General features: G+C 71.4%; 23 protein-coding genes. 8 read left to right on the top strand and 15 right to left on the bottom strand.

What is annotated here, in order from left to right; translation table 11 throughout:
* The first annotated feature begins 26 nt into the window (after positions 1 to 26).
* From ACQPWZ_RS07455 to ACQPWZ_RS07445, 3 genes are read left to right on the top strand one after another with little or no spacing between them, the layout of a single operon-like run.
* Complete coding sequence (locus ACQPWZ_RS07455; RefSeq protein ID WP_340472292.1) at positions 27 to 1010, top strand: Bug family tripartite tricarboxylate transporter substrate binding protein; 984 nt, start codon at positions 27 to 29, stop codon at positions 1008 to 1010.
* Positions 1007 to 1537 carry a tripartite tricarboxylate transporter TctB family protein gene (locus ACQPWZ_RS07450; RefSeq protein ID WP_340472291.1) on the top strand — a complete coding sequence of 177 codons (531 nt, stop codon included), beginning with the start codon at positions 1007 to 1009 and terminating at the stop codon, positions 1535 to 1537. Before ACQPWZ_RS07455 ends, ACQPWZ_RS07450 begins: the two co-directional genes overlap by 4 nt.
* Positions 1538 to 3034, top strand: a complete 1497-nt coding sequence (locus ACQPWZ_RS07445) for a tripartite tricarboxylate transporter permease (protein WP_340472290.1) — start codon at positions 1538 to 1540, stop codon at positions 3032 to 3034.
* Between the two features lie 57 nt (positions 3035 to 3091).
* On the opposite strand, the gene ACQPWZ_RS07440 is transcribed toward ACQPWZ_RS07445, so the two are convergent.
* Together ACQPWZ_RS07440 and ACQPWZ_RS07435 are read right to left on the bottom strand one after the other, a co-directional pair.
* A complete protein-coding gene (locus ACQPWZ_RS07440; RefSeq protein WP_340472289.1) occupies positions 3092 to 3589 on the bottom strand; it encodes a DUF402 domain-containing protein in 498 nt (165 codons plus the stop codon).
* On the bottom strand, positions 3570 to 4490 hold the full coding sequence (locus ACQPWZ_RS07435; protein WP_433570936.1) for an N-acetyltransferase family protein: 921 nt from the start codon (positions 4488 to 4490) through the stop codon (positions 3570 to 3572). The genes ACQPWZ_RS07440 and ACQPWZ_RS07435 overlap by 20 nt, the downstream gene beginning before the upstream one ends.
* 71 nt (positions 4491 to 4561) lie before the next feature.
* On the opposite strand from ACQPWZ_RS07435, the gene ACQPWZ_RS07430 reads away from it, so the two are divergent.
* Positions 4562 to 4936: a GntR family transcriptional regulator gene (locus tag ACQPWZ_RS07430; protein WP_340472287.1), complete on the top strand. Its 375-nt coding sequence runs from the start codon at positions 4562 to 4564 to the stop codon at positions 4934 to 4936.
* A 43-nt stretch (positions 4937 to 4979) separates the two neighbouring features.
* Here the strand turns inward: ACQPWZ_RS07430 and ACQPWZ_RS07425 are convergent, their stop codons facing one another.
* The 5 genes from ACQPWZ_RS07425 to ACQPWZ_RS07405 form a co-directional block, all read right to left on the bottom strand.
* The gene (locus tag ACQPWZ_RS07425; protein ID WP_340472286.1) at positions 4980 to 6071 is read right to left on the bottom strand and encodes a DUF5925 domain-containing protein; all 1092 of its coding nucleotides are present in this window, start codon (positions 6069 to 6071) and stop codon (positions 4980 to 4982) included.
* A gap of 86 nt (positions 6072 to 6157) precedes the next feature.
* Positions 6158 to 6937: a polysaccharide deacetylase family protein gene (locus ACQPWZ_RS07420; RefSeq protein ID WP_356704949.1), complete on the bottom strand. Its 780-nt coding sequence runs from the start codon at positions 6935 to 6937 to the stop codon at positions 6158 to 6160.
* Between the two features lie 20 nt (positions 6938 to 6957).
* Complete coding sequence (locus ACQPWZ_RS07415) at positions 6958 to 8115, bottom strand: glycosyltransferase family 2 protein (RefSeq protein ID WP_433570935.1); 1158 nt, start codon at positions 8113 to 8115, stop codon at positions 6958 to 6960.
* Positions 8112 to 8951 carry a glycosyltransferase family 2 protein gene (locus tag ACQPWZ_RS07410; protein WP_340472284.1) on the bottom strand — a complete coding sequence of 280 codons (840 nt, stop codon included), beginning with the start codon at positions 8949 to 8951 and terminating at the stop codon, positions 8112 to 8114. Before ACQPWZ_RS07410 ends, ACQPWZ_RS07415 begins: the two co-directional genes overlap by 4 nt.
* A gap of 336 nt (positions 8952 to 9287) precedes the next feature.
* Positions 9288 to 9833 (bottom strand): hypothetical protein, encoded by a 546-nt coding sequence (locus ACQPWZ_RS07405; protein WP_433570934.1) that lies wholly within the window; start codon positions 9831 to 9833, stop codon positions 9288 to 9290.
* Positions 9834 to 9917: 84 nt separating this feature from the next.
* Here ACQPWZ_RS07405 and ACQPWZ_RS07400 point away from each other — a divergent pair, with 84 nt between their 5' ends.
* Positions 9918 to 10727 (top strand): SGNH/GDSL hydrolase family protein, encoded by an 810-nt coding sequence (locus ACQPWZ_RS07400; RefSeq protein WP_356704902.1) that lies wholly within the window; start codon positions 9918 to 9920, stop codon positions 10725 to 10727.
* Here ACQPWZ_RS07400 and ACQPWZ_RS07395 read toward each other — a convergent pair.
* The 4 genes from ACQPWZ_RS07395 to ACQPWZ_RS07380 form a co-directional block, all read right to left on the bottom strand.
* A complete protein-coding gene (locus ACQPWZ_RS07395) occupies positions 10711 to 12468 on the bottom strand; it encodes a serine/threonine-protein kinase (protein ID WP_433570933.1) in 1758 nt (585 codons plus the stop codon). The genes ACQPWZ_RS07400 and ACQPWZ_RS07395 overlap by 17 nt on opposite strands.
* A 43-nt stretch (positions 12469 to 12511) precedes the next feature.
* Positions 12512 to 14077 (bottom strand): urease accessory protein UreH domain-containing protein, encoded by a 1566-nt coding sequence (locus tag ACQPWZ_RS07390; RefSeq protein ID WP_433570932.1) that lies wholly within the window; start codon positions 14075 to 14077, stop codon positions 12512 to 12514.
* Positions 14074 to 15414, bottom strand: coding sequence for a tetratricopeptide repeat protein (locus tag ACQPWZ_RS07385; protein ID WP_433570931.1), 1341 nt, complete (start codon positions 15412 to 15414; stop codon positions 14074 to 14076). Before ACQPWZ_RS07385 ends, ACQPWZ_RS07390 begins: the two co-directional genes overlap by 4 nt.
* Positions 15415 to 15612: 198 nt before the next feature.
* Positions 15613 to 17154, bottom strand: coding sequence for a DUF4331 domain-containing protein (locus ACQPWZ_RS07380; protein ID WP_433570930.1), 1542 nt, complete (start codon positions 17152 to 17154; stop codon positions 15613 to 15615).
* 244 nt (positions 17155 to 17398) lie between these two features.
* Here ACQPWZ_RS07380 and ACQPWZ_RS07375 point away from each other — a divergent pair, with 244 nt between their 5' ends.
* Entirely contained in the window at positions 17399 to 17662 is a 264-nt protein-coding gene (locus ACQPWZ_RS07375; RefSeq protein WP_313947246.1) for a hypothetical protein, read from the top strand.
* Between the two features lie 38 nt (positions 17663 to 17700).
* On the opposite strand, the gene ACQPWZ_RS07370 is transcribed toward ACQPWZ_RS07375, so the two are convergent.
* From ACQPWZ_RS07370 to hmgA, 4 genes are all read right to left on the bottom strand, one after another.
* Positions 17701 to 18897 (bottom strand): CaiB/BaiF CoA transferase family protein, encoded by a 1197-nt coding sequence (locus tag ACQPWZ_RS07370; protein WP_433570929.1) that lies wholly within the window; start codon positions 18895 to 18897, stop codon positions 17701 to 17703.
* Between the two features lie 94 nt (positions 18898 to 18991).
* Positions 18992 to 20155, bottom strand: coding sequence for a type ISP restriction/modification enzyme (locus tag ACQPWZ_RS07365; RefSeq protein ID WP_433570928.1), 1164 nt, complete (start codon positions 20153 to 20155; stop codon positions 18992 to 18994).
* A gap of 71 nt (positions 20156 to 20226) precedes the next feature.
* On the bottom strand, positions 20227 to 20976 hold the full coding sequence (locus ACQPWZ_RS07360) for a GntR family transcriptional regulator (RefSeq protein ID WP_340472276.1): 750 nt from the start codon (positions 20974 to 20976) through the stop codon (positions 20227 to 20229).
* A gap of 12 nt (positions 20977 to 20988) precedes the next feature.
* Entirely contained in the window at positions 20989 to 22308 is a 1320-nt protein-coding gene (hmgA, locus tag ACQPWZ_RS07355) for a homogentisate 1,2-dioxygenase (protein WP_340472275.1), read from the bottom strand.
* Between the two features lie 90 nt (positions 22309 to 22398).
* On the opposite strand from hmgA, the gene ACQPWZ_RS07350 reads away from it, so the two are divergent.
* Positions 22399 to 23013, top strand: a complete 615-nt coding sequence (locus ACQPWZ_RS07350) for a TetR family transcriptional regulator (protein ID WP_433573778.1) — start codon at positions 22399 to 22401, stop codon at positions 23011 to 23013.
* A gap of 125 nt (positions 23014 to 23138) precedes the next feature.
* Positions 23139 to 25400 (top strand): molybdopterin oxidoreductase family protein, encoded by a 2262-nt coding sequence (locus ACQPWZ_RS07345; RefSeq protein WP_433570927.1) that lies wholly within the window; start codon positions 23139 to 23141, stop codon positions 25398 to 25400.
* Positions 25401 to 25459 lie beyond the last annotated feature (59 nt).

Genomic DNA, 25459 nt, shown 5'->3' with positions numbered 1-25459 from the left:
ACTCCCACCACCGAGAGGCGGCTCCCGTGCGATTGCGCACTCCCCTCGCCCTGCTCGGGGCAGCGTTGCTGGTGCTCGTGGGGCCGCCGCTGCTCTCCGCCGGGAAGGGTTCCGACACCGGTACCCACATCCCGGGCCTGCGCTTCATGGTCCCGAACACACCCGGCGGCGGTTACGACATCACTGCCCGTACGGCGGCCAAGAACGCCGAGGACGCCGAACTCACCCACAATGTCGAGGTGTTCAACCTGCCCGGCGCGGGCGGCACGGTCGGACTGACCCGGCTCGTCGGCGAACGCGGCAACGGCAGGCTCGCCATGTCCATGGGCCTGGGCGTCGTCGGCGCCGTTCACACCAACAAGTCGCCCAAGACACTGGCCGACACCACCCCGATCGCCCGGCTCACCGAGGAGCCGGACATCGTCGTCGTCTCCAAGGACTCCCCGTACAAGACGATCCAGGATCTGCTCGCCGCCTGGAAGAAGAACCCGGGCAAACTGCCGGTCGGCGGGGGTTCGTCTCCCGGCGGACCCGACCATCTCGCGCCGATGCTGATGGCGCAGGCGGCCGGGATCGCGCCCCGGACCGTCAACTACGTCCCCTTCGACGGCGGCGGCGAACTGCTCGCCTCGATCCTCGGGAACAAGGTCGCCTTCGGCGTCTCGGGTGTCGGGGAGTACCTCGACCAGATCAAGGCCGGTGAGCTGCGGCTGCTCGCCGTCACCGGACCGAAGCGGGTCCCCGGACTGGACGCGCCCACGCTGCGCGAGGCCGGACTGGACACGGAGTTCACCAACTGGCGCGGCATCGTCGCCCCGCCCGGCCTGTCCGACGCCGAGCGCGACAAACTCGTCGCCCTGATCAGCGAACTCCACGACTCCGAGCAGTGGAAGGAGTCGATGAAGAAGAACGGCTGGGACGACGCGTTCCTCCCCGGGGAGAAGTTCGGCGACTTCCTCGACGCGCAGGACAAGAGCGTCGATTCGGTGCTGAAGGAGCTGGGACTGTGACCACCACGGACACCACACAGGCACCGGAGCCCCGCCGCTCCTGGCTGCGCGATCACTCCGAGCTGGGCGTCGGCGTCCTGCTGCTGGCCATCGGTGTGCTCGTCCTCACCGACGCGCTGACCATGGACGTCGACATCGCCCAGCGCGGACCCGTCGGACCCAAGACCGTGCCGCTCGTCGTCGGCATCGGCCTGGTGCTCGTCGCCGTACTGCTCACCGTCGACGTCCTGCGCGGCGGACGCGGGGAGGCGGAGGGCGGCGAGGACATCGATCTGAGCGAACCGAGCGACTGGCGCACGGTACTGCTGCTCGCGGGAGTCTTCCTCGCCTTCGCCGTGCTCATCGGGCCGATCGGCTTCCCCATAGCCGGAGCACTGCTGTTCTGGGGCGCCGCTTTCGCCCTCGGCAGCAGGCACCTCGACCGCGACCCGCTGATCGCCGCGGTCCTCTCCCTCCTCACGTACGTCGTGTTCAACAACATGCTCGGTGTCCCGCTGCCGGGCGGTCCGCTGATGGAGGTGCTGTAGATGGACTCCCTCAACTCGCTCCTCGACGGCTTCGGCACCGCGCTCACCCCGATCAATCTGCTCTGGGCCGCGATAGGCGTGCTGCTCGGCACCGCGATCGGAGTGCTGCCCGGCATCGGACCGGCGATGGCGGTGGCCCTGCTGCTGCCCGTGACGTACGGGCTGGAGCCCACCGGCGCGTTCATCATGTTCGCGGGCATCTACTACGGCGCGATGTTCGGTGGCTCCACCACCTCGATCCTGCTGAACACCCCCGGCGAGAGCGCCGCCGTCGTCGCCGCCATCGAAGGCAATCCGATGGCCAAGGCGGGCCGCGGCGCACAGGCACTGGCGGCAGCGGCCGTCGGCCACTTCGCCGGCGGCATGATCGGCACCATCCTGCTCGTCGTGCTCGCGCCGACCGTCGCCGAACTCGCGGTGGACATCGGCGCACCCGACTACTTCGCCATCATGGTGCTGGCGTTCATCGCGGTCACGTCCGTCCTCGGCTCCTCCCGCATCCGCGGTCTGGCCTCGCTGCTGATCGGCCTCACGCTCGGACTCGTCGGCCTGGACCAGATGACCGGACAGCAGCGGCTCACCTTCGGATCGCTCCAACTCGCCGACGGCATCGACGTCGTCATCGTCGCCGTCGGACTCTTCGCCATCGGCGAGGCCCTGTGGGTCGCCGCCCATCTGCGCCGCAGCAGCGGCGAACCCATCCCGGTCGGCCGGCCCTGGCTCGGCAGGTCGGACGTCCGGCGCACCTGGAAGTCATGGCTGCGCGGACCCGTCATCGGCTTCCCGTTCGGTGCGATCCCGGCCGGTGGAGCGGAGATCCCGACCTTCCTGTCGTACGTCACCGAGAAGCGGCTGTCCCGGCACAAGGAGGAGTTCGGCAAGGGCGCCATCGAAGGTGTCGCGGGGCCGGAGTCGGCGGCCTCGGCGTCGGCCGCGGGCACCCTGGTGTCGATGCTGACGCTGGGCCTGCCGACCACCGCGGTCGCCGCCGTGATGCTGGCCGCGTTCCAGCAGTACGGGATCCAGCCCGGCCCGCTGCTCTTCGAGCGTGAGCCCGACCTGGTGTGGGGTCTGATCGCCTCGCTCTTCGTCGGCATGGTGCTGCTGCTCGCGCTGAACCTGCCGCTGGCGCCCCTGTGGGCGAAGCTGCTGCGCATCCCGCGCCCGTACCTGTACGCCGGCATCCTGTTCTTCGCCGGTGTCGGCGCGTACGCGGTCGGCGGCGAGGCACTCGACCTGGTCATCCTGCTGATCATCGGCCTGATCGGCTTCGGGATGCGGCGGTACGGACTTCCCGTGCTGCCGGCGGTGATCGGTGTGATCCTCGGCCCGGCCGCCGAACAGCAACTGCGCCGCGCGCTCCAGATCAGCGACGGCAGCGTCACCGGCCTGGTCAACACGCCGTTCTCGGTGACGGTGTACGCCGTGATCGTGATCCTGCTGGCGTGGCCGCTGATCAGGAAGGTGATCCCCGGGCGCGGTCGCACGACGGCATGACGGAACGGATGCGCCCCGCCCCAGCCGTGTCGACGGTGGGGCGGGGCGCATCGCCGTTCACACCTCGCCGTACCGGGCCGACAGCTCGGCCAAAGCGCCCTGCCGCGCGAGGAGTTCGAGCTCGTCGAGCGCTCTGACGGCCTGCGCGGCGGCCTCCGGGTCGCTCTCGGTGAGCCCGCTCTCCGCGAACTCGTCCTCGTCCAGCCGCAGAATCGCCGATCCGTCGGCCGACACCCACAGGTCGAGATCCAGGTCCTCCACGCTCAGCTCGCCGCCCACGAGCCGTGCGGGCCTGGTCACATCGCAGTACCAGCCCTTGAACGCGCCGTCGCCGGTGCGGACCTCCTTCACCGCGTACCACCGGTCGCGCCAGTAGTGCTCGGTGAACACGTCGCCCGGCTCGAAGCGGATGAAGCCGAAGTCACGGACCCCGCTGGAAACGTAGTCGGCGCGGACCACGAGATGGGTGCCGTCGTCGGCGATCACGTCCGCCGGGTAGCGCATCTTGGTCGCACCCGCCTTGATGAGCCGTACCTCAACCGAGCCCTCGGACATGCCGTACCTCCGTCGCACAGATCTCATAGCCGAACCAGGTGTTGACCGCCAGCATCGGTCCGTTGCCGGCGTCGTTGCTGGTGAACGCCTCCGTGTAGCCCGCGGCCAGGGCCCTGCGCAGCGAATCGGACTTGGCGAGCTTGGCGAAACCGCGCCCGCGGTGGGCGCGCAGCGTGCCGGTCATGCCGGAGAGATAGCGCGTACCGCCGTCCGACTGGGCGGCGGTGAACGCGGCGACCTCGCCGTCCACCATCACGACCGTGCTGAGCTCGTGGTCCAGCAGCGGATGGTGCCAGGTGTGGTTGAGCCAGTCGTCGTAGTCGTCGAAGTCGACGGAGACGTCGCCCGGCTCGTCGGATGTCGTCTCCGCGTCGGCCCGGAACATCGGCCGCGGGTCGGCCGCGAAGTCCGCGACCGTACGCAGCTCGACGCCCGCCGGCAGCGGGGGCAGCGGCGGCAGTGTGCCGTTCGCCAGGTCCAGCCGCTGGAAGTGCGCCGAGCGGGACGGCCGGTAGCCCCGTTGCTCGGCGAAGGCGCGCGAGGCAGCTTCGTCGGCCACCCAGGCGTACACCGTGGCCGCGCCGACGCCGGCCAGATGCTCCTCGGCGGTGCGCAGCAGCAGGCCCCCGACGCCCTGACCACGGTGCCCGGGCAGGACCAGCGGCGCGACGGACGACACCCCCGGCTCCGTCGCGTCGTACGCCACGGCCGCCGAAGCCGTGCCGACGAGCTCGCCGTCCCGCTCGGCGACCAACAGCCGGTGATGCTTCGCGGGATTGGCCCTCTCCACGTCGAACACGACGGCCTCGGGTGTCGTCACCTCGTACGGCAGCACTCCACGCGCCACCCGGCACACCGCGGAGGCGTCCTCGCGGCGGAAATCACGGACGATCACAGTCATGGTCGCCGACGCTACGCGCGGACCCGGACGTGTCGCCTCCCCATTTCCGCCGGTGGGGGAGAATCGGAAGGGTGACCTTGAAGATCGCCATCGACGCGGACTCCGCGACCGCCCCGTACGAACAACTGCGCGCGCAGATCTCTGCCCGGGCCCGGTCCGGGCGGCTGCCCGTCGGGTACAAGCTGCCCACCGTGCGCGGGCTGGCGGAGGAGCTGGGGCTGGCGGCGAACACGGTCGCCAAGGCGTACCGCGCGCTGGAGGGGGACGGGGTGATCGAGACGCGCGGGCGGAACGGGACGTTCGTGGCGGCGGCGGGGGACGCCGCCGAGCGGCGGGCCGCCGTGGCGGCGGGGGAGTACGCGGCGGAGGCACGGCGCCTCGGACTCACGCGGGCCGCGGCGGAGGCCGCCGTCGCGGACGCACTGCGCGCGGCGTACGGCAACTGAGGACCGCGGCGGCGCGTCCGCAATGTCCGCGACGCCGGTCCGGCTACAGGTACAGCCCCGCGTCCACGCCCTGCTGGGTCGGAACCGACGCCGGGCTGTGACCGCGGCGCAGGGCGTACAGCTCGGCCAGGGTCGCGCCCTCGCGGCCCACGCCCTCTTCCGTGCCCAGCCAGTTCACCGCCTCCTTGCGGGTCAGCGAGCCCACCTCGATACGGGCCAGACACCGGCCCGGGCGGACCACCGCCGGGTGGAGGCGTTCCAGGTCCTCGTTGGTCGTCACTCCCACCAGGACGTTCCGGCCCTGTCCGAGCAGCCCATCCGTGAGGTTGAGCAGCCGGGACAATGCCTGGCCCGCCGTGTGCTTGGCCTCGCCGCGGATCAGCTCGTCGCAGTCCTCCAGGAGCAGCAGCCGCCAGCGTCCCTTGGCGGTGCCGTCGTCCTCGCCGATCGCGATGTCCATCAGATAGCCGACGTCGTTGAACAGCCGCTCCGGGTCCAGCACACAGTCGACCTGGCACCAGTCCCGCCAGGACCGGGCCAGCGTGCGCAGCGCGGACGTCTTGCCCGTGCCCGGCGGGCCGTGCAGCAGAAGCAGCCGGCCCGCGATGTCGTCGGGCGTGACCTTCATCAGCCGGTCCATCGCGTCGGCCACCGGCGCCGTGTAGTTGGACCGCACCTCGTCCCAGGTGCCGGCGGCGATCTGGCGGGTCGTGCGGTGCGGGCCGCGCCGCGGGGAGACGTACCAGAACCCCATCGTCACGTTCTCCGGCTGCGGCTCGGGCTCGTCCTCCGCGCCGTCCGTCGTCGCCTTGAGGATCTTCTCCGCCAGCTCTTCGCTGACCGCGGTCACCGTGACATCGGCCCCGCGGTTCCAGCGGGACACCAGCAGGGTCCAGCCCTCGCCCTCGGCGAGCACGGCACTGCGGTCGTCGTCGCGGGCCGAGCGCAGCACGGTGGCCGACGGCGGCAGGAGGGTGGCCCCGGACTTGACGCGGTCGATGGAGGAGCTGTGGGAGTGCGGCTGCTCGCCCGTCGCGAAACGGCCGAGGAACAGCGCGTCGACGACATCCGACGGCGAATCGCTGTCATCGACGTTGAGCCGGATCGGCAGTGCGTCTTGAGGCTGTGCGGACATGGGGCCCATGATCCGTCACCGAACCTGTCCGCGCACGGTGTTTTGACCGGTGGCGCGTCCCGGTGGGGCCGCGCCCGGTGGTGGCATCAGGTGCGGGCCTCCCGCAGCAGTGTCACGGCCCGGCGTGTCCTGCGCACGACGGCGTAGCCCTTGGTGAGGGCACGGTCCCTGGCGAAGTTCCTGGCGACGGCCCGCCCTTCGATCAACTGCTCGAACTCCGCGATGTCCGTGCTGCGCCGTACGGTCACGCGTTCCAGGGCGTACGGCCCCTGGGCGCGGCGGGCGAGTGCGTTGCCCACGGCGAGCGACTGGGTGAAGCCCACCTCCCGGACCGTCCGCCGTACCCGGCGGCTCGAGTAGCCGTACGGGTAGGCGAAGGAGACGGGCGGCTCGCCCAGTTCACCGGCGATGATGTCGCGGCACCGGACGGTCTCGTACCGCAGCCGCTCGTCGTCGAGCTGGTCCATCTGGGGATGGGTGTGGGTGTGGCCGCCGATCTCCGTGCCCGCGGCGGCCAGTTCACGCACCTGGTCCCAGTCGAGCATGGTGTCGAGCGCGCCGCCCTCGTCGTGTTCACCGCGCAGCCAGCCGGTCGAGACGAACAGCGTCGAGGTGAATCCGTGTCCGGCGAGGACGGGAAGGGCGTGCCGGTGCACGCCCTCGTAGCCGTCGTCGAAGGTGATCAGCACCGGCCGGTGCGGCAGCGGACGGCTGCCGCCCGACCGCCAGGCACCGGCCAGCTCCGACGTCGTCACCGGCGTGAACCCGCGCTTGTCGAGCAGGTCGAGCTGCTCGGCGAAGGCGTCGGGGGTGACCGAGAGACCGAGCGTCTCGTCGGCCGGCCGGTGCGCGACGGCGTGGTACATCAGGATGGGGACGGGCCGGTTCAACCGCTGTGACCTCCTGCCGTGGAGGCCGCGGAGGCTCTGGACACGGACGGCGCGGGTGACTCGGACGGTACGGGTGACTCGGACGGTACGGGCGCCGCGAGCGAAGCGTCCGGCACGGGTGACTCTCCCGGCACCGGCCCGCTCGACACGGGCGCGATCGGACCCGACGAGAAGGTGACTGTGCCGCGGCGGGCCCGGGCGCTGCCCACGGCATAGCCGCCGGCCGCCGCCGCGACACCGGCGACGATCGCGCCGGCCCGGCCCGCGCCACCCGGCCGGCCGAGCACGGCGTCCCGCAGTCCGCGCACCACTCCCGCGGGCAGAACCCGTGTGGTGTAACGGCGTTCGGACTCCAGTCCCTTGCCCGCGCCCACACTCCGGGCCACCAGCGCCTTGGAGAGCCCCTCGGCGTAGGAGCGGGTACGGAAGTAGGCGAATCGTTCGCGGACGGCGGGGACCTTGTGGTGGATCACCGCGCGGTCGTCGATGAGGAGGACCGCTTCCGGCAGCGCTTCGGCGAGCCGGATGCAGAGCTCGGTCTCCTCGCAGCCCAGCGGCCGTTTGTCGCCGTCGCGGCCGATTCCGGTGGCGAAGCCGCCGGAGGCGTCGAACGCGCCGCGCCGGAACGAGGCGTTGCCGCCCAGCACGTTGCGGACCCGCACCTTGCCCGGCGGCAGCCCGCGGTAGGTGCAGCCGACGACCCAGTCGAACTCCTCCGGGAACCACCGCGGCCTGCGTCCCGACGCCCAGGCGGCCGTGGTCCGGCCACCGACCGCCATGACCCGCGGGTCGTCGTACCCCTCGGCGAAGTACCGCAGCCAGTCGCGCTCGGCCACGGCGTCGTCGTCGAGGAAGGCGACGAACTCACCGCGGGCCACGGCGATGCCGGTGTTGCGGCCCGCGGAGAGGCCGCGGGGGCCCGCGTTGGCGAGCACCCGCACCTCCTCACCTTCCGCGGCGGACCCGCCGTGCGCGCCGAACTCCTTGTACTCCTCGGAGAGCCGGTCGAGCAGGGCGGGATTGTGGTCCACCACGAGCAGCGTCTCGAGAGCCGGCAGCGACTGCGTCCGCACCGAGTCGACGGCCGCGAGGATGTCCTCCCAGCGGTCCTCGGTGTAGACGCAGATCACCACCGAGAACCGACGGTCGCTCAAGACGTCTCTCCCCGGGGGACCGTCGCGTCGGGCGCCGCCGCGTGGCGGGTGCGCTGCGCGCGGCGCGCACCCTTCTCCTTGAGGATCACCTTGAGCACACGGAGGCCGTCCCGGACGGCGCGCAGATTGCTGACGCCGTGGATGCGCAGGTACTCGTGGCTGGGAACCTCCTGGACCCGCAGACCGGCCTTGACGACGCGGATGTTCATCAGGGTCTCGATCTCGAACCCGGTGCAGTCGAGGTCGATGTCGCCGAGGCAGTGTTTCCAGAAGGCGTTGTAGCCGTAGCAGAGGTCGGTGTATCTCGCCCCGAACTTGGCATTGACGACGGCGCACAGGATCCGGTTGCCGAGCTTGCGGATCGGTGTCATGTCGTCGGTGCCGCCGCCGTTGGCGAAACGCGAACCCTTGGCGAAGTCGGCTCCCGAGACGAGCGCCGAGACATAGGAGACGATCTCGTTTCCGTCGGCCGACCCGTCCGCGTCGACCATGACGATGATGTCGCCGGTGCAGGCGGCGAATCCGCTGATCAGGGCATCCCCTTTGCCCTTGCCGGCCTGTTTCACGACCTTGACGTCCGGCCACAGTTCGCGGGCGACCTCGACGGTGTTGTCACTGGAATTGCCGTCGACCAGCACGACTTCGTGAATCCAGTGCGGAAGTGTCTTGAAGACGTACGGCAGATTCTCCGCCTCGTTCATTGCGGGAATCACGACGCTGACCGGCGGTGTGATGGCGAGATGGGACGAGATCGGCCGGTAGACGGCAGATATGCGGCTCACTTCGTTCACCGACGGATCTTGCCCCGGAGCGGCCGGGTGCAGGACTGAGCTCATGATGCAGTTTTCCCTCTCCACCGGTGGACCGCCCGCCCCACGGGCGATCCGGATGAGTGTCCGGTTTGAAAGGGGGGTTTACTTCTCACCCGCCAATGCCGAATAACCCTCCGTACCTTTGGGTGAGTTGCAGAACATGGCCGCGCGGCAATACGACTCGGTTAAGAGCACGAAAACCGAGCACGGCACCCCCCTACCGCGCCTCCCGCTCCGAAGCCATCGCGACGCTTGAGCCCTCCCCTAGTGCCGCTTGCGTGATGGACCGTTGCGGGTGGATGTACGACGGTATTGATGAATAGGACTGTATGGCAAGACCTGGACCCCGGTCTCGCTTTTTTACTTTTTGGCACCGAATCGTATGGAGAACGCAGTGCTTCCTGATCGAATTTTCTTGATCGCTTTCAGGAATTGATCACTCGGTGTGCTTGACCCCGGATTCCGCATTCGGCGCGCGGGCGCCCACAGAAAGAGCAGGGCGGTGATCACCGCGACGGCGACGACCCCACCGCCGACGTCGAGGATGTGCAGGGACGAGGCCGGCAGGGCGGCGAGCAGGCCGATGCCGACGGCTCCGGCGGCGGCAACGGCCGCACGGACGGCGGGGTCGAACCCGGACAGTGCGGCGAACAGTCCGCAGGCGGGCCCCGCGAAGAGGAAGAAGAGCACGAACGGCGCGCGCAGCGGCGACTGGACGTCCGCGAGCGTCAGCACGACGCCCACACCCGACACGGCGAACGCCGCGCCGGCGAGCACCGGGAGAAGATCCGCCCCGGCCGGTGGTGGCTTGTTCTTGATGGTCTGCATGGCCGACTGGACCCCCCCAGGCGTCGGATGCGAGGCCCTCATGCTGACCAGCACGCATGGTGGCGTCAAGACGACCATAGGAATTTTTGGCATGGACACTTCCGGTGAAGTATGGGCCCTGCTACGAAAGTTGAGGCAGAGATCCTGCTAAAGGGAGGTTCCATGAAACTGTCCCGAATCGCGGCATTCTCATCCTCACTCCTCCTCGGCGCCGTTCTCGCTCTCACCGGAGCGGGCCAGGCGCAGGCCGACGACAGAGCCCTCGCCCTTGACTACGTGGCGCTGGGCGACTCCTACTCATCCGGACTCGGAGCCGGCAGCTACGACAGCGCCAGCGGCAACTGCAAGCGCAGCACCCGCGCCTACCCCAAGCTCTGGGCCGCCGCCCATTCACCCTCGTCGTTCGCGTTCACCGCTTGCTCGGGCGCTCGTACGGGTGATGTTCTCTCCGGTCAGCTCGCCCCCGTCAACTCCGCCACCGACCTGGTCTCCATCACCATCGGCGGCAACGACGCCGGCTTCTCCGACGTGATGACCACGTGCGTCCTCCAGTCGGAGGCCACCTGCATCAACCGCATCAACCAGGCACGCTCGTACGTCAACACGACCCTGCCCGGACAACTCGACTCCGTGTACACGGCCATCAGCTCCCGGGCCCCTTCGGCCCAGGTCGTCGTCCTCGGCTACCCCCGCTTCTACAAGCTGGGCGGCAGCTGCCTCGCCGGACTCAGCGAGAACGAACGGTCCGCGATCAACTCGGCCGCCGACTACCTCAACGCCGCCATCGCGAAGCGCGCTGCCGACCACGGCTACGACTTCGCCGATGTCGTCCCCGCCTTCACCGGGCACGAGATCTGCTCCGGCTCGGCGTGGCTGCACAGCGTGAACTGGCTCAACATCGGCGAGTCGTACCACCCCACCGCCGCCGGGCAGTCCGGCGGCTATCTGCCCAGCTTCACCTCTCGCGTGTGAGCCCGGTCCGTCCGACCGCGGCAGCAGCGCTGTCCACCGGGTCCACCGGGTCCGCCGTGTCCGCGCCGCCTCCGGTGTCGGGCGAGTAGGACTCCCCGTCCGGCGAAGAGTCCCCGCCCGACGGGGACTCCTCGTCGCAGGTGACCGAGAAGTCGACCCAACCGGACCGTGCCTCGACCGGTTTCCGGATCTCCACGCGGATCCGGTCGTGGTACGTGTCGCCCTCGGCGTAGTTCCGATAGTTCCGTTCGATGTGGTTGACCTCCCGCTGCTTTCCGTCCGCCGAGCCGAACCGCAGGGTCTTCCAGCCCGTGTCGGAACCCTTGCCGCTCTCGGTTGCCCAGCGGTACTCGACGGCGGCGGGCACCCGGCCGACCGTGATGGTCGCCCGGAAGGCCGGAGCCTCTGCTTCCGGCGGCGGGCAGGTGCCCTTGTAGCTGTCGTGCACGGTCCTGATGTGGACCGAGACGCTCTGCGGACGATCGTGCGTCGACGCGCCGTTGCCTCCCCTCGCACCGCCGTCACCGCCGCCGTCCGTCTCCGTGCCGGTGTCGCCACCGGTGTCGTCGGGCGAACTGCCGGTGCCCGCGGTACCCGCGGTCGCGGCGCCGGGAGTTGTGGTGCCGCCCCCGTCGTCGCCCGCGTTCGTGCCGTTGCCCTTGCCGTTCCCGACCAGCGCCCAGGCCAGGCCGCCGGCAGCGAGCAGCAGGACCGCGATGCCCGCGGCCAGCACCACCTTCGCCCGACGGGGATGGCCCTGCCGCGGAGCGGGAGTCGGCGCCGTGGTCCCCATGCCCGCCGTCGTCGTCGGCACCGGCCGTCCCGGTCCGGTGGGCGGGGGAGTGCCCGGCGACGTGGACGTCATCGTCGGGCTGTACGGACCGGACACCGGCGGTACGGACGTACGCGCCGTCCCGCCCGCGCCCACCACCCGCAGCATCCGCTCGGCCTCGTCCGCCGGGAGCCGGTCCGCCGGGTCCTTGCGCAGCAGCCCGGCGATCACCGGTGCCAGCTCACCGGCCCGGCGGGGCGGCGGCAACTCCTCGTCCACCACGGCCCGCAGCGTGCTCAGCGGAGTGTTCTGGCGGAACGGGGTGATGCCCTCGACCGCCGCGTACAGCAGGACGCCGAGGGACCAGAGGTCGGACTCGGGGCCTGGGTTGCGGCCGAGCGCCCGCTCGGGTGCGAGGAACTCGGGCGAGCCGATCAGCTCGCCCGTCATCGTGAGGTTGGAGGTGCCCTCGACCGTCGCGATACCGAAGTCGGTGAGCACCACCCGTCCGTCGTTGGCGACCAGGACGTTCCCCGGCTTCACATCACGGTGCAGCACCCCCGCCTCGTGCGCGGCACGCAGCGCGGCGAGCACCTCGGCGCCGACGTGGGCCGCACGCTGTGGGCTGAGCGGGCCCTCCGCATCCAGGACGTCGGACAGGGCGAGCCCGCGGACCAGTTCCATCACGATCCATGGGCGGCCGTCCTCGGTGGCCACGTCGTAGACGGTGACCACGTTGCGGTGCGAGATCCGGCCCGCGGCCCACGCCTCCCGCTCCAGGCGCTGGTAGAGCCGGCGTTCGTCCGCGGTGCCCAGACCGGCGGGCGCCCGCACCTCCTTGACCGCGACCTCGCGGGCCAGCACTTCGTCGCGGGCGCGCCACACCACACCCATGCCGCCTTCGCCCAGCGGGCTCAGCAGTCGGTAACGCCCGGCGATCAGTTGATTCTCGGGCACGCGAGCCCCCATCCGTTGCAGCACGGCATCTCGGTGGAAACCACTCAAAGCTAGCTCAACTCCAGGCTGCTGCGGCCCCCCTGAACACCAGTCCGCATCCCAGGACGAACACCACGCACGCCGTACCGAGGGGAGCGGCCCGATGGGCCAGGGCGAGGACCCTGCCGCCAGGGCGTCTGCGTTCCGCGAGACGCTTCGCCGCCCCCGCGCCGACGCGCACGACGAGGAATCCGGCGGCGGCCAGCGTCAGGGCGAGGCCCGCGCCATAGGCGAGGACGAGCAGGAAGCCGAACCAGGCATGGCCCAGGGCGGCCGCGCCGACGAGGACGACGACGGCGGAGGGGCTCGGCACCATGCCTCCGGCGAACCCGAGGAGCAGGGTGCCGCGCAGCCCGCGGCGCTTCTCGCCCGGCAGGCCGTGCGCGTGGTCATGGGAGTGGCTGTGGCTGTGATGTGCGTGGCCGTGTGAGTGCCCTGGGGAGTGCGCGTGCCCGTGGTCGTGGCCAGGTGCATCCGTGCCGCCGTGGTCATGCGCATGGCCGTGACCGTGGTGATGGTGATGGGGCGGTCCGCCACGGCGACGCCATGCCCGCAGGACGAGCGCGGCCCCGGCCAGCGCGACCAGCGCGCCGCTCGCCACACCCAGCCAGGCGACGACCGACGGCGCCGCCGCCGAGCCGGCCGCCACCAGCGCCCCCAGCGCGAACACCCCGAGGGTGTGGGTGACGGTGACCGAGATGCCGAGCGTGAGCACCTCACGTACCGAGTTGCGCCCGCCGGCCGCCGCCGCGGCGGCCATCAGCGTCTTGCCGTGGCCGGGAGCCAGCGCGTGCATCGCGCCCAGCGCGATCGCCGTCGCCAGAGCGAGGGCGGCGAACGGCAGGGTGAGATCGCGCCGCTCGACCAGCCCGGTCAGGGCCTGCGTCCACCGGTCCGCGCCCCGCGGCAGTACGGAGGCGGGGCCCGCGCCCCGCTCGTCGCCGTCGGCGGCCAGGGCGGGGCCACCGGGCACCACCCTGAGCGCGGCCTTCGTACGGTCCGGGGGAGACGCCAGCCGGTCCTCCGGGTACGTGGAGAGCCGCCGGGACAGCGACTCCCGCGGCGCGTCGGACTCCGCAAGGGTCATCCGGTCGCCGCGCGCCGTGACCTCCCGCCAGCCCGGCCCCCCGTCGCCGCCCGGGGCCCGGAAGGAGACGGCCGCTTCGCCGTCCGGCAGGGCGGCCGTCAGCTCGCACTCCAGCCGCAGCGTCGCCAGACCGGCCTGCCCGGGGCGTATTTCGGCGCGGCTCGCGCCGGCCCTGAGCGCCACCGCGCGGCCGTTCACCTCCGCGCGGCCCTCGCGCGCCGCGGTCGCACAGCGCGCATCCGCCCAGGCGGGAAGCTTCTCGGGCGTCCGCGCAGCCGGATCGATCTGGGCGGTCGGGATCTCCGCCAGGTCCTCGACGTGGTCGACCCTCAACTCACCCCGGGCGACCACCAGTCCGTCGTAACGGTTGACGGTGAAGTTGCCGAGCGGGTGGGCGGCTGCCGTCCCCGCGAAGACGAGGAACAGTCCGGCGACCAGCGTGCCGACGACGGCGATGCGCTTCCTCAGGGTCCGTGCGCTGCTCACCGTGCTCATGACGTCTCCTTGGCGCTGTTCTTCAGGGTGCGCCGGATCTCGGCCGGAGCGAGCGGCGAGAAACCGGGGTTGAGCGACAGGGCCCGGGTGAGGGAGCGGCGGGCGGGCGCCTTCGCACCGGCCGCCTGCTCGACCATCCCCAGGTGGTAGAGGAACACGGCGTTGCGGTAGCCGGTCGCCGTGGCCCTGCGGGCGTACGGCAGCGCGTCCTTCGCACGGCCGTTGCGGTACAGCGCCCAGCCGAGCGCGTCGGCCGTGTGCACGGTCCGGCGCCGCTGCCATTCGGCCTGCGCGGCCTTGAGGGCGACCGCCTTGTCACCGTGGTCGGCGGCGGCGAGCGCGGTGTCCAGATCCGGGTTCACCCCGCCCGCGCGGGCGAGCGACGTCCAGGTGCCGATCAGCGCGTACTGCCGGCGGGCCTCGGCGTCCTTCCCGGCGGCCTCGTACAGCTCGCCGAGCGCGACGAGTTGGCCGGGGAGCGGATAGCGGGCGACGATCGCCTCGTACTCACGGATCGCCTCGGCCGTCTTGCCCTGCGCCGCATGTGTCCGGGCCCGGCACTCCTGCGCCGCGATGTTCCTGGGCTGGGCGCGCAGCGCGGTGGCGCAGTGCTTCAGCGCGGTGTCGTACTGCCCCTGGGACCAGGTGAGCTGGCCGAGCGCGGTGGCGACGTAGGCGATGTCGCCGGGGGCGGTGGCGGACGTCATGGCCAGGGTCAGGACGCGGTTCGCGCCCTGGGTGTCGCCGCGCAGTTCGAGGACGTAGGCGAGACGCGTGAAGGCGGGTATGCCGGGACGCTTGAGGTCCGCCTCCTCGGCCGCCTTCAACGCCTGGTCGTAGCGGCCGAGTTCGACGAGCGCGTCGATGCGCACGGCCAGCGCCTGTTCGCTGTAGGGATTGACCGCCAGCGCCTGCCCGGCGTCCCGCAGCGCGCCGGTGAAGTCGTGCCGGGCCGCCGCCAGCGCGGCCCGGCCGGCGAGCGCCGCGTCATTGCCCTCGCGGCGCAGCTTCAGGGACCGTTCGAAGGCGTCGGCGGCGCGCGGGTAGCCGGCCGGGTCGCCGGAGGTCCGGGCCTCCTCGACGCGGGCCGAACCGAGCGTCGCCCAGCCCCGGTCGTCCTTGGGCCGGCTCTTCAGATGGGCTTCGAGGGCCCGTACGTCCGCCCCGATCACGGCGGCCCCGCCGAGAGGTGCCGCCGGCTCCTGCCCGTCGCCGCCCATCACGACGGCGCCCGCGCTGATCGCCAGCGCCACCCCGACGGCTCCCAGCCCGACGGCAAACCGCCGCCGGAGGCCGCCCCGGGGTGCCTGGGGGGCTTCGCTGGTCTGCTGAGACATCTTCGGTCCTCTCGGGGCCGGGCCCGGTGATGGGGGCCCTGATCTGATCGGTGGAGCGGACGGGGGCGGGGCACGGTGTGCCCGGCCCCCGTCTCGAAGGGCGGGTCGGGCCGCCTGGGGTCTTTCGTCCGGGTCAGGCCGGATCAGCGCGCGTGCCTGCCAGGGCACGCGAGCCCGGCAAGATCCAGACGAGAGGCCCTAGATGTAGCTCGTCGTCCGCCTGCGCCTGCGCCACCAGGTCAGGGCCGTGGCGATCAGCAGCACACCCGCCACGGCGCCGCCCGCGGAGGCGATCAGCAGGGTCCTGTTGTCGTCGGAGGAGGACGACAGGCCCGCTCCGCCGTTCAGCGCGTTGCGCGCCGTCGCGCCCTCGGCCGTGGGGCCGCGCGAGCCGGCGGTCGGCAGCGCGACGTAGGGGAAACTCGCCTCGAACTTCGCGTCGTTGGCGTCGACCGCGTCGCCCAGGTCGTTCTTCGAGCCGACGAGCTCGCCCTCGACCACCTGGAGCGCGATGTCCAGGACGTCGTCGGTCAGCCTGCGGCCGTTGGGGAAGCCGGCGTTGTCGCCGTCGAGTACGCCCAGCCTCTTCGGCTCGGCCGTGGGCTTGATGGACGTGTTCAGCCGCAGGGCCTCCGCGGGCTTCACCCCGGGCGGCTGGTTGAGGTCCTTCACACCGGTCAGGAAGACCGACACGAGGTCGTTGCGCGGCTCCGCCGGAGCCTTGATCTTGTAGATGCCCTCGATCAGCTTGGGCAGCTCCGGGTTGGTCACCGACGGCAGGAAGTCGGCGTCGTTCCACGGCGAGGACGCGTTGAACTTGTCCTTGTCCTTGAGGGGCAGGACGACCTCGTTGACCAGCGGCATCCCGAGTCGCGAGACCTGGGTCCAGTGGCCGCTCGCGCTCTTGCGCTGGGTCGTCGACCAGATGCCGACGACCGGCTGTTCGGCCGACTGCTGTATGTAGTGCGTCGGCACCTGGAGCGCGAGGGTGTTGACGTTGTAGCCCTTGAGCGTGTCGTTGCCGACCTCGGAGAGGTCACCGCCGTACAGCAGGTCGAAGACCCGCAGGTCCAGGAAGAACGGGTCGTCGGCCTGGCCGGCGAAGGTGGTGAGACCGCTCGGCAGTTGGTGCACCGCCTGCTTGCGCAGCACGCTGTAGTCCGGCATGGACGCCTTGCCCACGTTGGACGGCGCCACCGGGACATCGTCCGCGATCTTGTGGGTGGAGGCCACCTTCTGGTCCTTCAGACGCAGCAGGTCGATGTCGTACGTCTGTGTGAAGTTGAGGTCCGGGTCGTCGAGGCTGGTGACGGGACCGGTGTTGTAGAGGAACGTCTTGTCGTTCTTCAGGTGTTCCTTGAACGTCCAGCGGTAGAGCAGATCGCCCTGCGCGTCGCCGTTGCTGTCGATGTGGATGTCGTACTGGGCGTCGCTGGCGAACTTGTAGAAGTTCGGGCCGCCCGCCGGGTCCTCGAACGGCAGCCAGTTGGCCACCAGCGTCGTGGTGTCCGGCTTGTCCGGGCTGACGAAGGCGTACACGTCGGTGTTGTCGAACTGGGGCTGGCCCGAGATCAGCGGGGCCTCCCGGTGACTGGAGGCGCTGGCCGCCTCCGGCGTCAGTGCGGCCACGCCGCCGGCGGCGAGCGCCCCGGCAGCCAGAGCACCACAGGTGAGCGCGGCGAGACTCCTGCGCCCCCGGAAAGTTCCGGGCCCCCACCCGCTCCTGTTGATTGCGGTCATTGCGTCCGTCCGTTCTGAGCAACGAGGTTCGGTTGCCTTGCGCGTGCCATTCGGGGCCGCGCGACGGATGGATTGGTGGAGATTCGAAAGTGTCCAACTCGCCCTGGAAACTCATGGATTCGGTGAGTGGTCGTCAACTCGCGTACAGGTGTGGTGAATCCTGCGCCCGGGATACACGAGTGTGATGCCGGGGCGATAGGGTTAACCTGCCCGGGCCGGGTGCGTCGTACGGGTGGGGAGTGACATGGATCAGATAGCAGTGCGGAGCAGGGCACGAGTGCCTGCCATCACATGTGGGAGCAGCGCGACCAGTTCGCGTCTTGACCGGCATCTTTCGGTGCTGGGCGGCCCTGCCGTCCCGCAGCGCGAGACGGTCGAGGCGACCTCGCTGATGCGCGAGCTCACCACGCGTGATGTGGCGCACAGCCGCAGGAGCAAGAGCGCGCGTGTCTCGCTCTTCGCCCCCCTGCGCAGGCTGCGCCGCTCGCTGTTCGGCAGCCGGAGCTGATCCGGCCGCCTTCGCATCGCGACCCCGCGACCGCGCGCTCAGGCGACCACACCGTCCCGGCGCAGCGCTGCTGTCCCCTCGTCCGTCATTCCCAGGGACCTCAGCAGCGCGTCGGTGTGCTCGCCGAGCGCGGGGACCGCACCCATCCGTACCTCCGGTCCGCCCGGCAGGGTGATCGGCGGCAGCAGTGCCTTCAGCGGACCGACCGGTGAACCGACCTCCCGCCACCGGTCACGCGCCGCGAGCTGCGGATGTCCGGCCACATCCGTCACATCGTTGAGCCGCGCACAGGCGATGCCCGCGGCCTCCAGCCGGTCGACGGCCTCCTGGGTGCCCAGCTTCCCGAGCGCCAGGCCCACCGCCGCGTCCGTCCTCGCGCGATTCGCCGTACGGGCCGTGTTGGTGGCGAAGTGCGGATCGCTGCCGAGGCCGGGCAGTTCCAGCACCTGTTCGGCCAGTCGCCGCCATTCCCGGTCGTTCTGCACCGACAGCAGCACCTGCCCGCCGTCCGCGGTGGTGTAGGCGTCGTACGGTGCGATGACGGCGTGCGCGAGACCCGTGCGCGCCGGGGGCTGACCCCCGTGCATCCCGTAGTGCAGCGGATGTCCCATCCACTCGGCGAGCGACTCCAGCATCGAGATCTCCACCGGTCCGCCGCGGCCCGAGACACCCCGGCGCAGCAGCGCGGCCAGCACCCCGGAGAAGGCGTACATGGCAGCGGCGATGTCGGCCGCCGGAACACCGGCCTTCACCGGCCGCTCGGCGGTCCCGGTGACGGAGACCAGGCCGGCCTCGCACTGCACGAGCATGTCGTAGGCCCGTTTGTGGGCGTACGGGCCTTCGGCGCCGTAACCCGAGATGTCCACGGCGACCAGCCGGGGGTGCGCGGCGCACAGGGTGGCCGCGTCCAGACCGAGGCGGGCCGCCGCACCCTGGGCGAGGTTCTGCACGAACACGTCGGCGTCCGCGACGAGCCGCTGCACGATCTCCAGCCCGCGCGGGTCCTTGAGGTCGACGGCGATGGACTCCTTGCCGTAGTTGCACCACACGAAGTGCGAGGCGAGTCCGTGGGCGGCCGTGTCGTAGTCGCGGGCGAAGTCCCCGCCGTCCGGACGCTCGATCTTGATGACACGGGCGCCGAGATCGGCGAGCTGGCGGGTGGCGAACGGGGCCGATACGGCCTGCTCGACGGCGACGACGGTGACCCCGTCGAGCGGCAGTGGCTGAGTGCTCATGACAGCCGTACCTATCGCGTACGCAGGGCATCTGTCATCTCGACGGGCGGCCGTGCGCCGGCCCGAGAGGCGCGGGGTGCCCCGGTTGCCGCCCTCAGAGCAGGGCGAACTGGCCCTCCGGGCCTTCCTCGTGGTGGTCGAGTACGGAGGCGGGACGACGGGCCGTGTCCGGCGGCGGCAGCACGCTCCCGACGTCGGTGATCTCGGCTCCGGTCTTCAACTCGGCCCGCCGCTCGGTCAGTTCTCCGAAGAGGGCGAGGACGGTGATCAGCTCCAGCAGCTCCGAGGTCCACTCCTGCGGCCAGGCCCCGGGCCGGATCGCCTCCAGGGTGCCCGACTCGGGTTGGGTGGTCCGGCGTGCGAACCAGGCCTCCAGCACCCGGGTACCGGCCACGTGGACGTCCCAGGCGGCGGGCGGCACCGGGGAGATGCGTCCCTCGCCGACGCTCAGCACCTCCTCCTCGGCGTCGTACGCGATCGCGTCGGGGCGGGCGGGCACGGCGGCTCGGACGTAGGGGCGCCGCCCGCCGGGCAGCCGGGGCTTCGCGCCGCCGCGCGCGCCGCGGAGCTGGACGTCGAGCAGGGTCCGCCCCAGGTCCACGCCCGTGAGCCACACCTGGGGGTCGGCGGGCAGCGGGACGAGGCAGCCGGCGGGAGACGGCTCGGACGCCGCGGCGATCCAGGCGAGCACGTCCTCGGGGGCGACCGTCCGCCCGTAGTGGCTTTCCAGAAGGGGCAGCAGACCGGGCGCGAGATTGGGCTCGTCGCCGCCCGGACGTCGGTACAGCGGCCGGATGCGGCCGGGCCGTCCGGCGGGGGAGTACCCGTCGGGAAGCAGCGCGGACATCAGGACGGCGGGGCCGGCGGCGTCCCCGGTCCAGCCCTGTTCGACGGCGAAGATCTGCCGGTCGTCGGCGACCCGCCACAGTTCGGGGCGGGCGACATCGAGGAGACGGTGGTCGGGGATCAGCCACTGTTCGTCGAAGGCACCGTGCGCGATCCGCACCGGCTCGGGGCAGCGGCCGTCCTCACGGACGAACCGGCCCGTCCCGCCGGCCTGCCCGGGCAGCTGGCCCACCGCGGTCCGGGGGGTGCGGGCGCGGGTGCACCCGAACAGCGCGTCCTGCGCCGGCCCCTTTGCCCGCACCACCGCGTCCCAGCGCGCGGTCAGCGATACGGTGTCCGGCGCGATCACCCAGGAGCGTCCCGGCCGCAGGGGCCGCACGCCCCACGGCATGAGCGCATCGAGCATCGGCATGCGGACATCCTCCCCCTCGCCACGGGCTCGTACCGCCGGAATGTTAGTCATCCACACGCAGCAGGCCGACGTCAGTCCGCCTCGACCGTGACCGAGAAGGAGAACCGGTCGCCCCGGTAGTGGATCCGTGCGACGTCCACCACCCGGCCGTCGCCGTCGTACGTCACACCCGTGTAGTGCAGGATCGGACTCAGCAGCGGCACCTCCAGCAGCTCCGCCGTACGCGGGTCCGCCAGCCGGGCCTCCACGGTGTCCGTGATCCGGCTGATCCGCACACCGACCGCGTCCCGCAGCACCTTGGTCATCGGCCAGCGCTCCAGATCCGCGAGATCCAGCCCGGCCGCGATGTCCGGACGGACCGCGTTCTCCGCCCAGTTGGTCGGCTCGCCGCTCTCCCCGTCGCAGCGCAGCCTGCGGTACGTCACGACCTCGGCGATGTCCGGGAAGTACTCGGCCAGTTCGGCGGGCACCGGACCGGGACCGTGCCCGAGGATCGTCGTCCGCTCGCCCGACTGCTGGGCCACGATCGCGTCGATCGAGCCCAGCAGCCGGCGCGGCGCCCCCCGCCGGGCCCCCGGTTCGATGAAGGTGCCGCGCCGGCGGTGCCGGCTGATCAGCCCCTCCGCCTCCAGCTCCTTGAGCGCCTGCCGCATGGTCAGCACGCTCACGCCGTAGTGCGCGGCGAGCTGCTCCTCGGTGGGCAGCCGCAGCGACGCCTCGGGCGCCCGGCCGAGTATCGAGGCGCGCAGCGACTGCGAGACCTGGTACCACAGCGGCAGCTTGCGGTTCAGGACCAGCGAGTCGGGGGCGAAGGAGGTCACGGCATCTCCGTACTACGACCTGAAGTGGCGCTCAAGACCCTGCCACACGTTGTCGTAGCCCTTCTGCAGATGGTCCGCGCCCGCCGCCTGCTCCGTCGCGGTCACCGGCCAGCGCGTCTCGAACATGAACGCCAGCCCGTCGTCGATCTTCTGCGGCTTGAGCTCGGCCGCGCTCGCCCGGTCGAACGTGTCCCGGTCCGGCCCGTGCGCCGACATCATGTTGTGCAGCGAGCCGCCGCCGGGCACGAAGCCCTCCGCCTTCGCGTCGTACGCGCCCTCGATCAGGCCCATGTACTCGCTCATCACGTTGCGGTGGAAGTAGGGCGGCCGGAAGGTGTTCTCGCCGACCAGCCAGCGGGGTGCGAAGACCACGAAGTCGACGCCCGCCAGGCCCGGGGTGTCGGACGGCGAGGTCAGCACGGTGAAGATCGACGGGTCCGGGTGGTCGTAGCTGATGGTGCCGATGACGTTGAACCGGCGCAGGTCGTAGACGTACGGCAGGTGGTTGCCGTGCCAGGCGACCACGTCGAGCGGGGAGTGGTCGTACGTCGCCGCCCAGAGGTTGCCGCAGAACTTGTTGACCACCTCGACCGGGCGCTCCACGTCCTCGAAGGACGCCACCGGAGCCATGAAGTCACGGGCGTTGGCGAGGCCGTTGGCGCCGATCGGGCCGAGGTCGGGGAGCTGGAAGGGCTGACCGTAGTTCTCGCACACATAGCCGCGGGCGCTGTCGTCGAGCAGTTCCACGCGGAAACGGATGCCGCGCGGGATCAGGGCCACCTCGCCGGGGCGGGCCGCGAGCATGCCGAACTCCGTGACCAGCAGCAGGCCACCGTGCTCGGGGACGATCAGCAGCTCGCCGTCGGCGTCGCTGAACACCCGGTCCGTCATGGACGCGTTGGCGTGGTAGAGGTGCACGGCCATGCCGGTGCGCTGGGTGGTGTCGCCGTTCCCGCCGAGCGTCCACAGACCGGCCAGCCAGTCGGTTCCCGGCGCCGGCTCCGGCAGCGGGTTCCAGCGCAGCCGGTTGGGGTCGGGGACGGTCTCGGTGAACGGCGCGCTGCGCAGGCCGCCGTTGCCGACACGGACGAACGGCGGGTGAGCCGCCGAGGGACGGATGCGGTAGAGCCACGAGCGGCGGTTGTGGACACGCGGCTCGGTGAACGCCGAACCGCTCAGCTGCTCCGCGTACAGCCCGAGCGGGGCCCGCTGCGGTGAGTTGCGCCCGAGCGGAAGTGCGCCCGGCACGGCCTCCGAGCTGTGCTCGTTGCCGAACCCGGGGGAGTACCCCAGGGACTCGGCCGTCTTCCGCGCCTGCTCGATGCCGCTCATCGCCCGCTCCCGGTGCTGAAGGAATCCTGGAATCCTATGGACTACCGTAGGATTGCGGAGCGCCCCCGTCAACGGCATCCGGACGGCATGATGGAGCGCGTGTCCCACGCCCCCTTACGACGTGAGCCCGTGCAGCGGCGCAGCGCCGAGCGGCTCGCCCGGATTCTGGACGCCTGCGCCGAACTTCTCGACGAGACCGGATACGAGGAACTGTCCACGCGTGCGGTGGCGGTGAGGGCCGGGGTGCCGATCGGTTCGGTCTACCGGTTCTTCGGCAACAAGCGTGCTCTCGCCGACGCGCTGGCCGAACGCAATCTGGACAGATATACGGACCGCATCGCGGTCCGGCTCACCGGTCTCGCCGGAGGCGACTGGCGTGGACTGCTCGATGTGGTGCTCGGCGAGTACGTGGCGATGAAACGCACGGTCCCCGGCTTCTCGCTGATCGACTTCGGCAACCAGATCCCGGTGGGCTCCCCGGCGGCCGGCGCGAACCACCAGGTGGCCGACCGCCTGGTGGGGCTGCTGGCGGCGCAGGTGGGCCGGGAGCCGGACGAGGTGCTGCGGCGCGCCGCGCTGGTCGCGGTGGAGGCCGCGGATGCCCTGCTCCAACTGGCGTTCCGGGTGGACCCGTCGGGCGACGAGGCGATCGTGGGGGAGACGCGGGAGCTGCTGCGGTCGTATCTGGCGCGGGTACTGGACTGAGGTCCCTGCGGGTGCCGGCCTGACGCTTTCCGCAACCGGACCCCCGCAGGGACTCCCGCCCATGCATACCGGTCGGTATGCTCGGCCTGAACCGAGCGACACCGACGCCGCCCCGGGGAGGGCCCATGTCCCGCACAGCTGCCGCCCGTACCGCACCGACGGGCGGCGACGGAGCCGAACCGGCCGGAGAGACACGCACCGCCCTGCGGATCTGCCCGCTCTGCGAGGCCACCTGCGGTCTCACCCTCACCATCGAGGGCACCCGTGTCGTCTCCGCGCGCGGCGACCGCGACGACGTCTTCAGCCGCGGCTTCATCTGTCCGAAGGGCGCCTCCTTCGGAGAGCTCGACGCCGACCCCGACCGGCTGCGCACCCCGCTCGTCCGCAAGGACGGCGAACTGCGCGACGCCACCTGGGCCGAGGCCTTCGACGCGATCGCCGCCCGGGTCAGGCCGCTGATCGAGGAACACGGGGCGAACGCCGTCGGCGTGGTCCTCGGCAACCCGAATGTGCACACCATGGCCGGCGCGCTCTACCCGCCGGTGCTGCTGTCCGTACTGCGCAGCCGCAACCTCTTCACCGCCAGCACCCTCGACCAGATGCCCAAGCACGTCTCCAGCGGACTGCTGTTCGGGGACGCCGTCGCCATCCCCGTCCCCGACCTGGACCGTACCGACCATCTGCTGCTGCTCGGCGCCAACCCGCTGGAGTCCAACGGCAGCCTCTGCACCGCCGCCGACTTCCCCGGCAAGCTCAAGGCGCTGCGCAGGCGCGGCGGCACACTGACCGTCGTCGACCCCCGCCGTACGCGCACCGCCCAGCTCGCCGACCGCCATGTGCCCATCCGCCCCGGCACCGACGCCCTGCTGCTCGCCGCGCTCACCCACGTCCTCTTCGAGGAGCGGCTGACCGACCTCGGCCGGCTCGCCGACCACGTCGAGCACCTGCGCGACGTCGAGGCGGCCGTCGCGGAGTTCACCCCCGAAGCCGTCGCCGCCGCGTGCGACATGGACGCCGGCGAGATCCGCACGATCGCCCGCGAACTGGCGACCGCACCCACCGCCGCCGTCTACGGCCGCATCGGCAGCTGCACCGTGGAGTACGGCACCCTCGCCAACTGGCTGGTGGACGTGCTCAATGTGCTCACCGGCAATCTCGACCGCCCCGGCGGCGCGCTCTTCCCGCTCTCGGCCACGGCGCCCGCGCCCCGCCCCGCCGGTCCCGGCAGGGGCTTCGCGCTCGGTCGCTGGACGAGCCGGGTCAGTGAGCTGCCCGAGGCCAAGAGCGAACTGCCGATGGCCGTACTCGCGGAGGAGATCGACACCCCCGGCGAGGGCCGGATCCGCGCGCTGATCTCCATCGCCGCCAATCCCGTGCTCTCCGCGCCCGACGGCGACCGCCTCGACCGCGCGCTGGAACAGCTCGACTTCATGGTCAGTGTCGACCCCTATCTCAACGAGACCTCCCGGCACGCCGACGTGGTGCTGCCCCCGCCGCCGCCCTCCCAGAGCTCCCACTTCGACTTCGCCTTCAACGCCTTCGCGGTGCACAACCAGGCCCGCTACACCCCGGCCGCCGTGCCCCTGGAGGACGGCCGCATGGACGAGTGCGAGATCCACGCCCGCCTGGTCCTGGCCGTCGGCGGCATGCACGGCGCGCCCCCGGAGGCCGTCGACGACATGGTCATCGAGAAGGCCCTCTCCAAGGCCGTCGCCGAGGCGCACTCTCCCGTCCACGGCCAGGACGTCAAGGAGCTGACCGCTCAGCTGTCCGGCCGTACGGGACCCGAGCGCCGCCTCGACATGATGCTGCGCACCGGCCCGTACGACCTCACCCTCGACAAGCTCCTGGAGAACCCGCACGGCGTCGACCTCGGCCCCCTCCAGCCCCGCGTCCCCGAGGTGCTCAGGACCCGCAGCGGCCGGATCGAGCTGCTGCCCGGGCCGATCGCCGACGATCTGCCCAGGCTGCGCAGCGCCCTGGACGAGCGGCCCGAGGCCCTGGTGCTGGTCGGCCGCCGCCATCTGCGCTCCAACAACAGCTGGCTGCACAATGTGCCCGCACTCAACGGCGGCTCCAACCGCTGCACCCTCCAGATCCACCCCGACGACGCGGCCCGGCTCGGGCTCCACGACGGCGAGCAGGTGCGCATCGCGGCGGACGGTGGTCAGGTCGAGGCGCCCGTGGAGATCACCGACACGGTGCGCACCGGCGTGGTCAGCCTTCCGCACGGCTGGGGGCACAGCCGCCCGGGTGTGCGGATGTCGGTGGCCGCGTCCCGCCCCGGCGTCAATGTGAACCAGCTGCTCGACGGCTCGCGGCTGGACCCGCTGTCCGGCACCGCGGTGCTCAACGGATTCCCCGTGGAACTCAACGCAACTCGATGACCTGGGGTTTTGCTCGTATTGCTCACACGTCAACATCTTGTTAACGGCATTTGACGCCA

Source organism: Streptomyces sp. CA-251247 (assembly GCF_050952975.1).
Classification (GTDB): domain Bacteria; phylum Actinomycetota; class Actinomycetes; order Streptomycetales; family Streptomycetaceae; genus Streptomyces; species Streptomyces achmelvichensis.
Note: the sequence above shows the minus strand (reverse complement) of the source record. Positions and strands in the feature narration are given on the sequence as shown.

Excerpts from the sequence above, each read along its gene's own strand:
- ACQPWZ_RS07445 (WP_340472290.1), top strand. The coding sequence starts at position 1,538 with ATGGACTCCCTCAACTCGCTCCTCGACGGCTTCGGCACCGCGCTCACC.
- ACQPWZ_RS07440 (WP_340472289.1), bottom strand. The coding sequence starts at position 3,589 with ATGTCCGAGGGCTCGGTTGAGGTACGGCTCATCAAGGCGGGTGCGACC.
- ACQPWZ_RS07435 (WP_433570936.1), bottom strand. The coding sequence starts at position 4,490 with ATGACTGTGATCGTCCGTGATTTCCGCCGCGAGGACGCCTCCGCGGTG.
- ACQPWZ_RS07425 (WP_340472286.1), bottom strand. The coding sequence starts at position 6,071 with ATGTCCGCACAGCCTCAAGACGCACTGCCGATCCGGCTCAACGTCGAT.
- ACQPWZ_RS07420 (WP_356704949.1), bottom strand. The coding sequence starts at position 6,937 with ATGTACCACGCCGTCGCGCACCGGCCGGCCGACGAGACGCTCGGTCTC.
- ACQPWZ_RS07410 (WP_340472284.1), bottom strand. The coding sequence starts at position 8,951 with ATGAGCTCAGTCCTGCACCCGGCCGCTCCGGGGCAAGATCCGTCGGTG.
- ACQPWZ_RS07405 (WP_433570934.1), bottom strand. The coding sequence starts at position 9,833 with ATGGTCGTCTTGACGCCACCATGCGTGCTGGTCAGCATGAGGGCCTCG.
- ACQPWZ_RS07400 (WP_356704902.1), top strand. The coding sequence starts at position 9,918 with ATGAAACTGTCCCGAATCGCGGCATTCTCATCCTCACTCCTCCTCGGC.
- ACQPWZ_RS07395 (WP_433570933.1), bottom strand. The coding sequence starts at position 12,468 with ATGGGGGCTCGCGTGCCCGAGAATCAACTGATCGCCGGGCGTTACCGA.
- ACQPWZ_RS07390 (WP_433570932.1), bottom strand. The coding sequence starts at position 14,077 with ATGAGCACGGTGAGCAGCGCACGGACCCTGAGGAAGCGCATCGCCGTC.
- ACQPWZ_RS07385 (WP_433570931.1), bottom strand. The coding sequence starts at position 15,414 with ATGTCTCAGCAGACCAGCGAAGCCCCCCAGGCACCCCGGGGCGGCCTC.
- ACQPWZ_RS07380 (WP_433570930.1), bottom strand. The coding sequence starts at position 17,154 with ATGACCGCAATCAACAGGAGCGGGTGGGGGCCCGGAACTTTCCGGGGG.
- ACQPWZ_RS07375 (WP_313947246.1), top strand. The coding sequence starts at position 17,399 with ATGGATCAGATAGCAGTGCGGAGCAGGGCACGAGTGCCTGCCATCACA.
- ACQPWZ_RS07370 (WP_433570929.1), bottom strand. The coding sequence starts at position 18,897 with ATGAGCACTCAGCCACTGCCGCTCGACGGGGTCACCGTCGTCGCCGTC.
- ACQPWZ_RS07365 (WP_433570928.1), bottom strand. The coding sequence starts at position 20,155 with ATGCCGATGCTCGATGCGCTCATGCCGTGGGGCGTGCGGCCCCTGCGG.
- hmgA (WP_340472275.1), bottom strand. The coding sequence starts at position 22,308 with ATGAGCGGCATCGAGCAGGCGCGGAAGACGGCCGAGTCCCTGGGGTAC.
- ACQPWZ_RS07350 (WP_433573778.1), top strand. The coding sequence starts at position 22,399 with ATGGAGCGCGTGTCCCACGCCCCCTTACGACGTGAGCCCGTGCAGCGG.
- ACQPWZ_RS07345 (WP_433570927.1), top strand. The coding sequence starts at position 23,139 with ATGTCCCGCACAGCTGCCGCCCGTACCGCACCGACGGGCGGCGACGGA.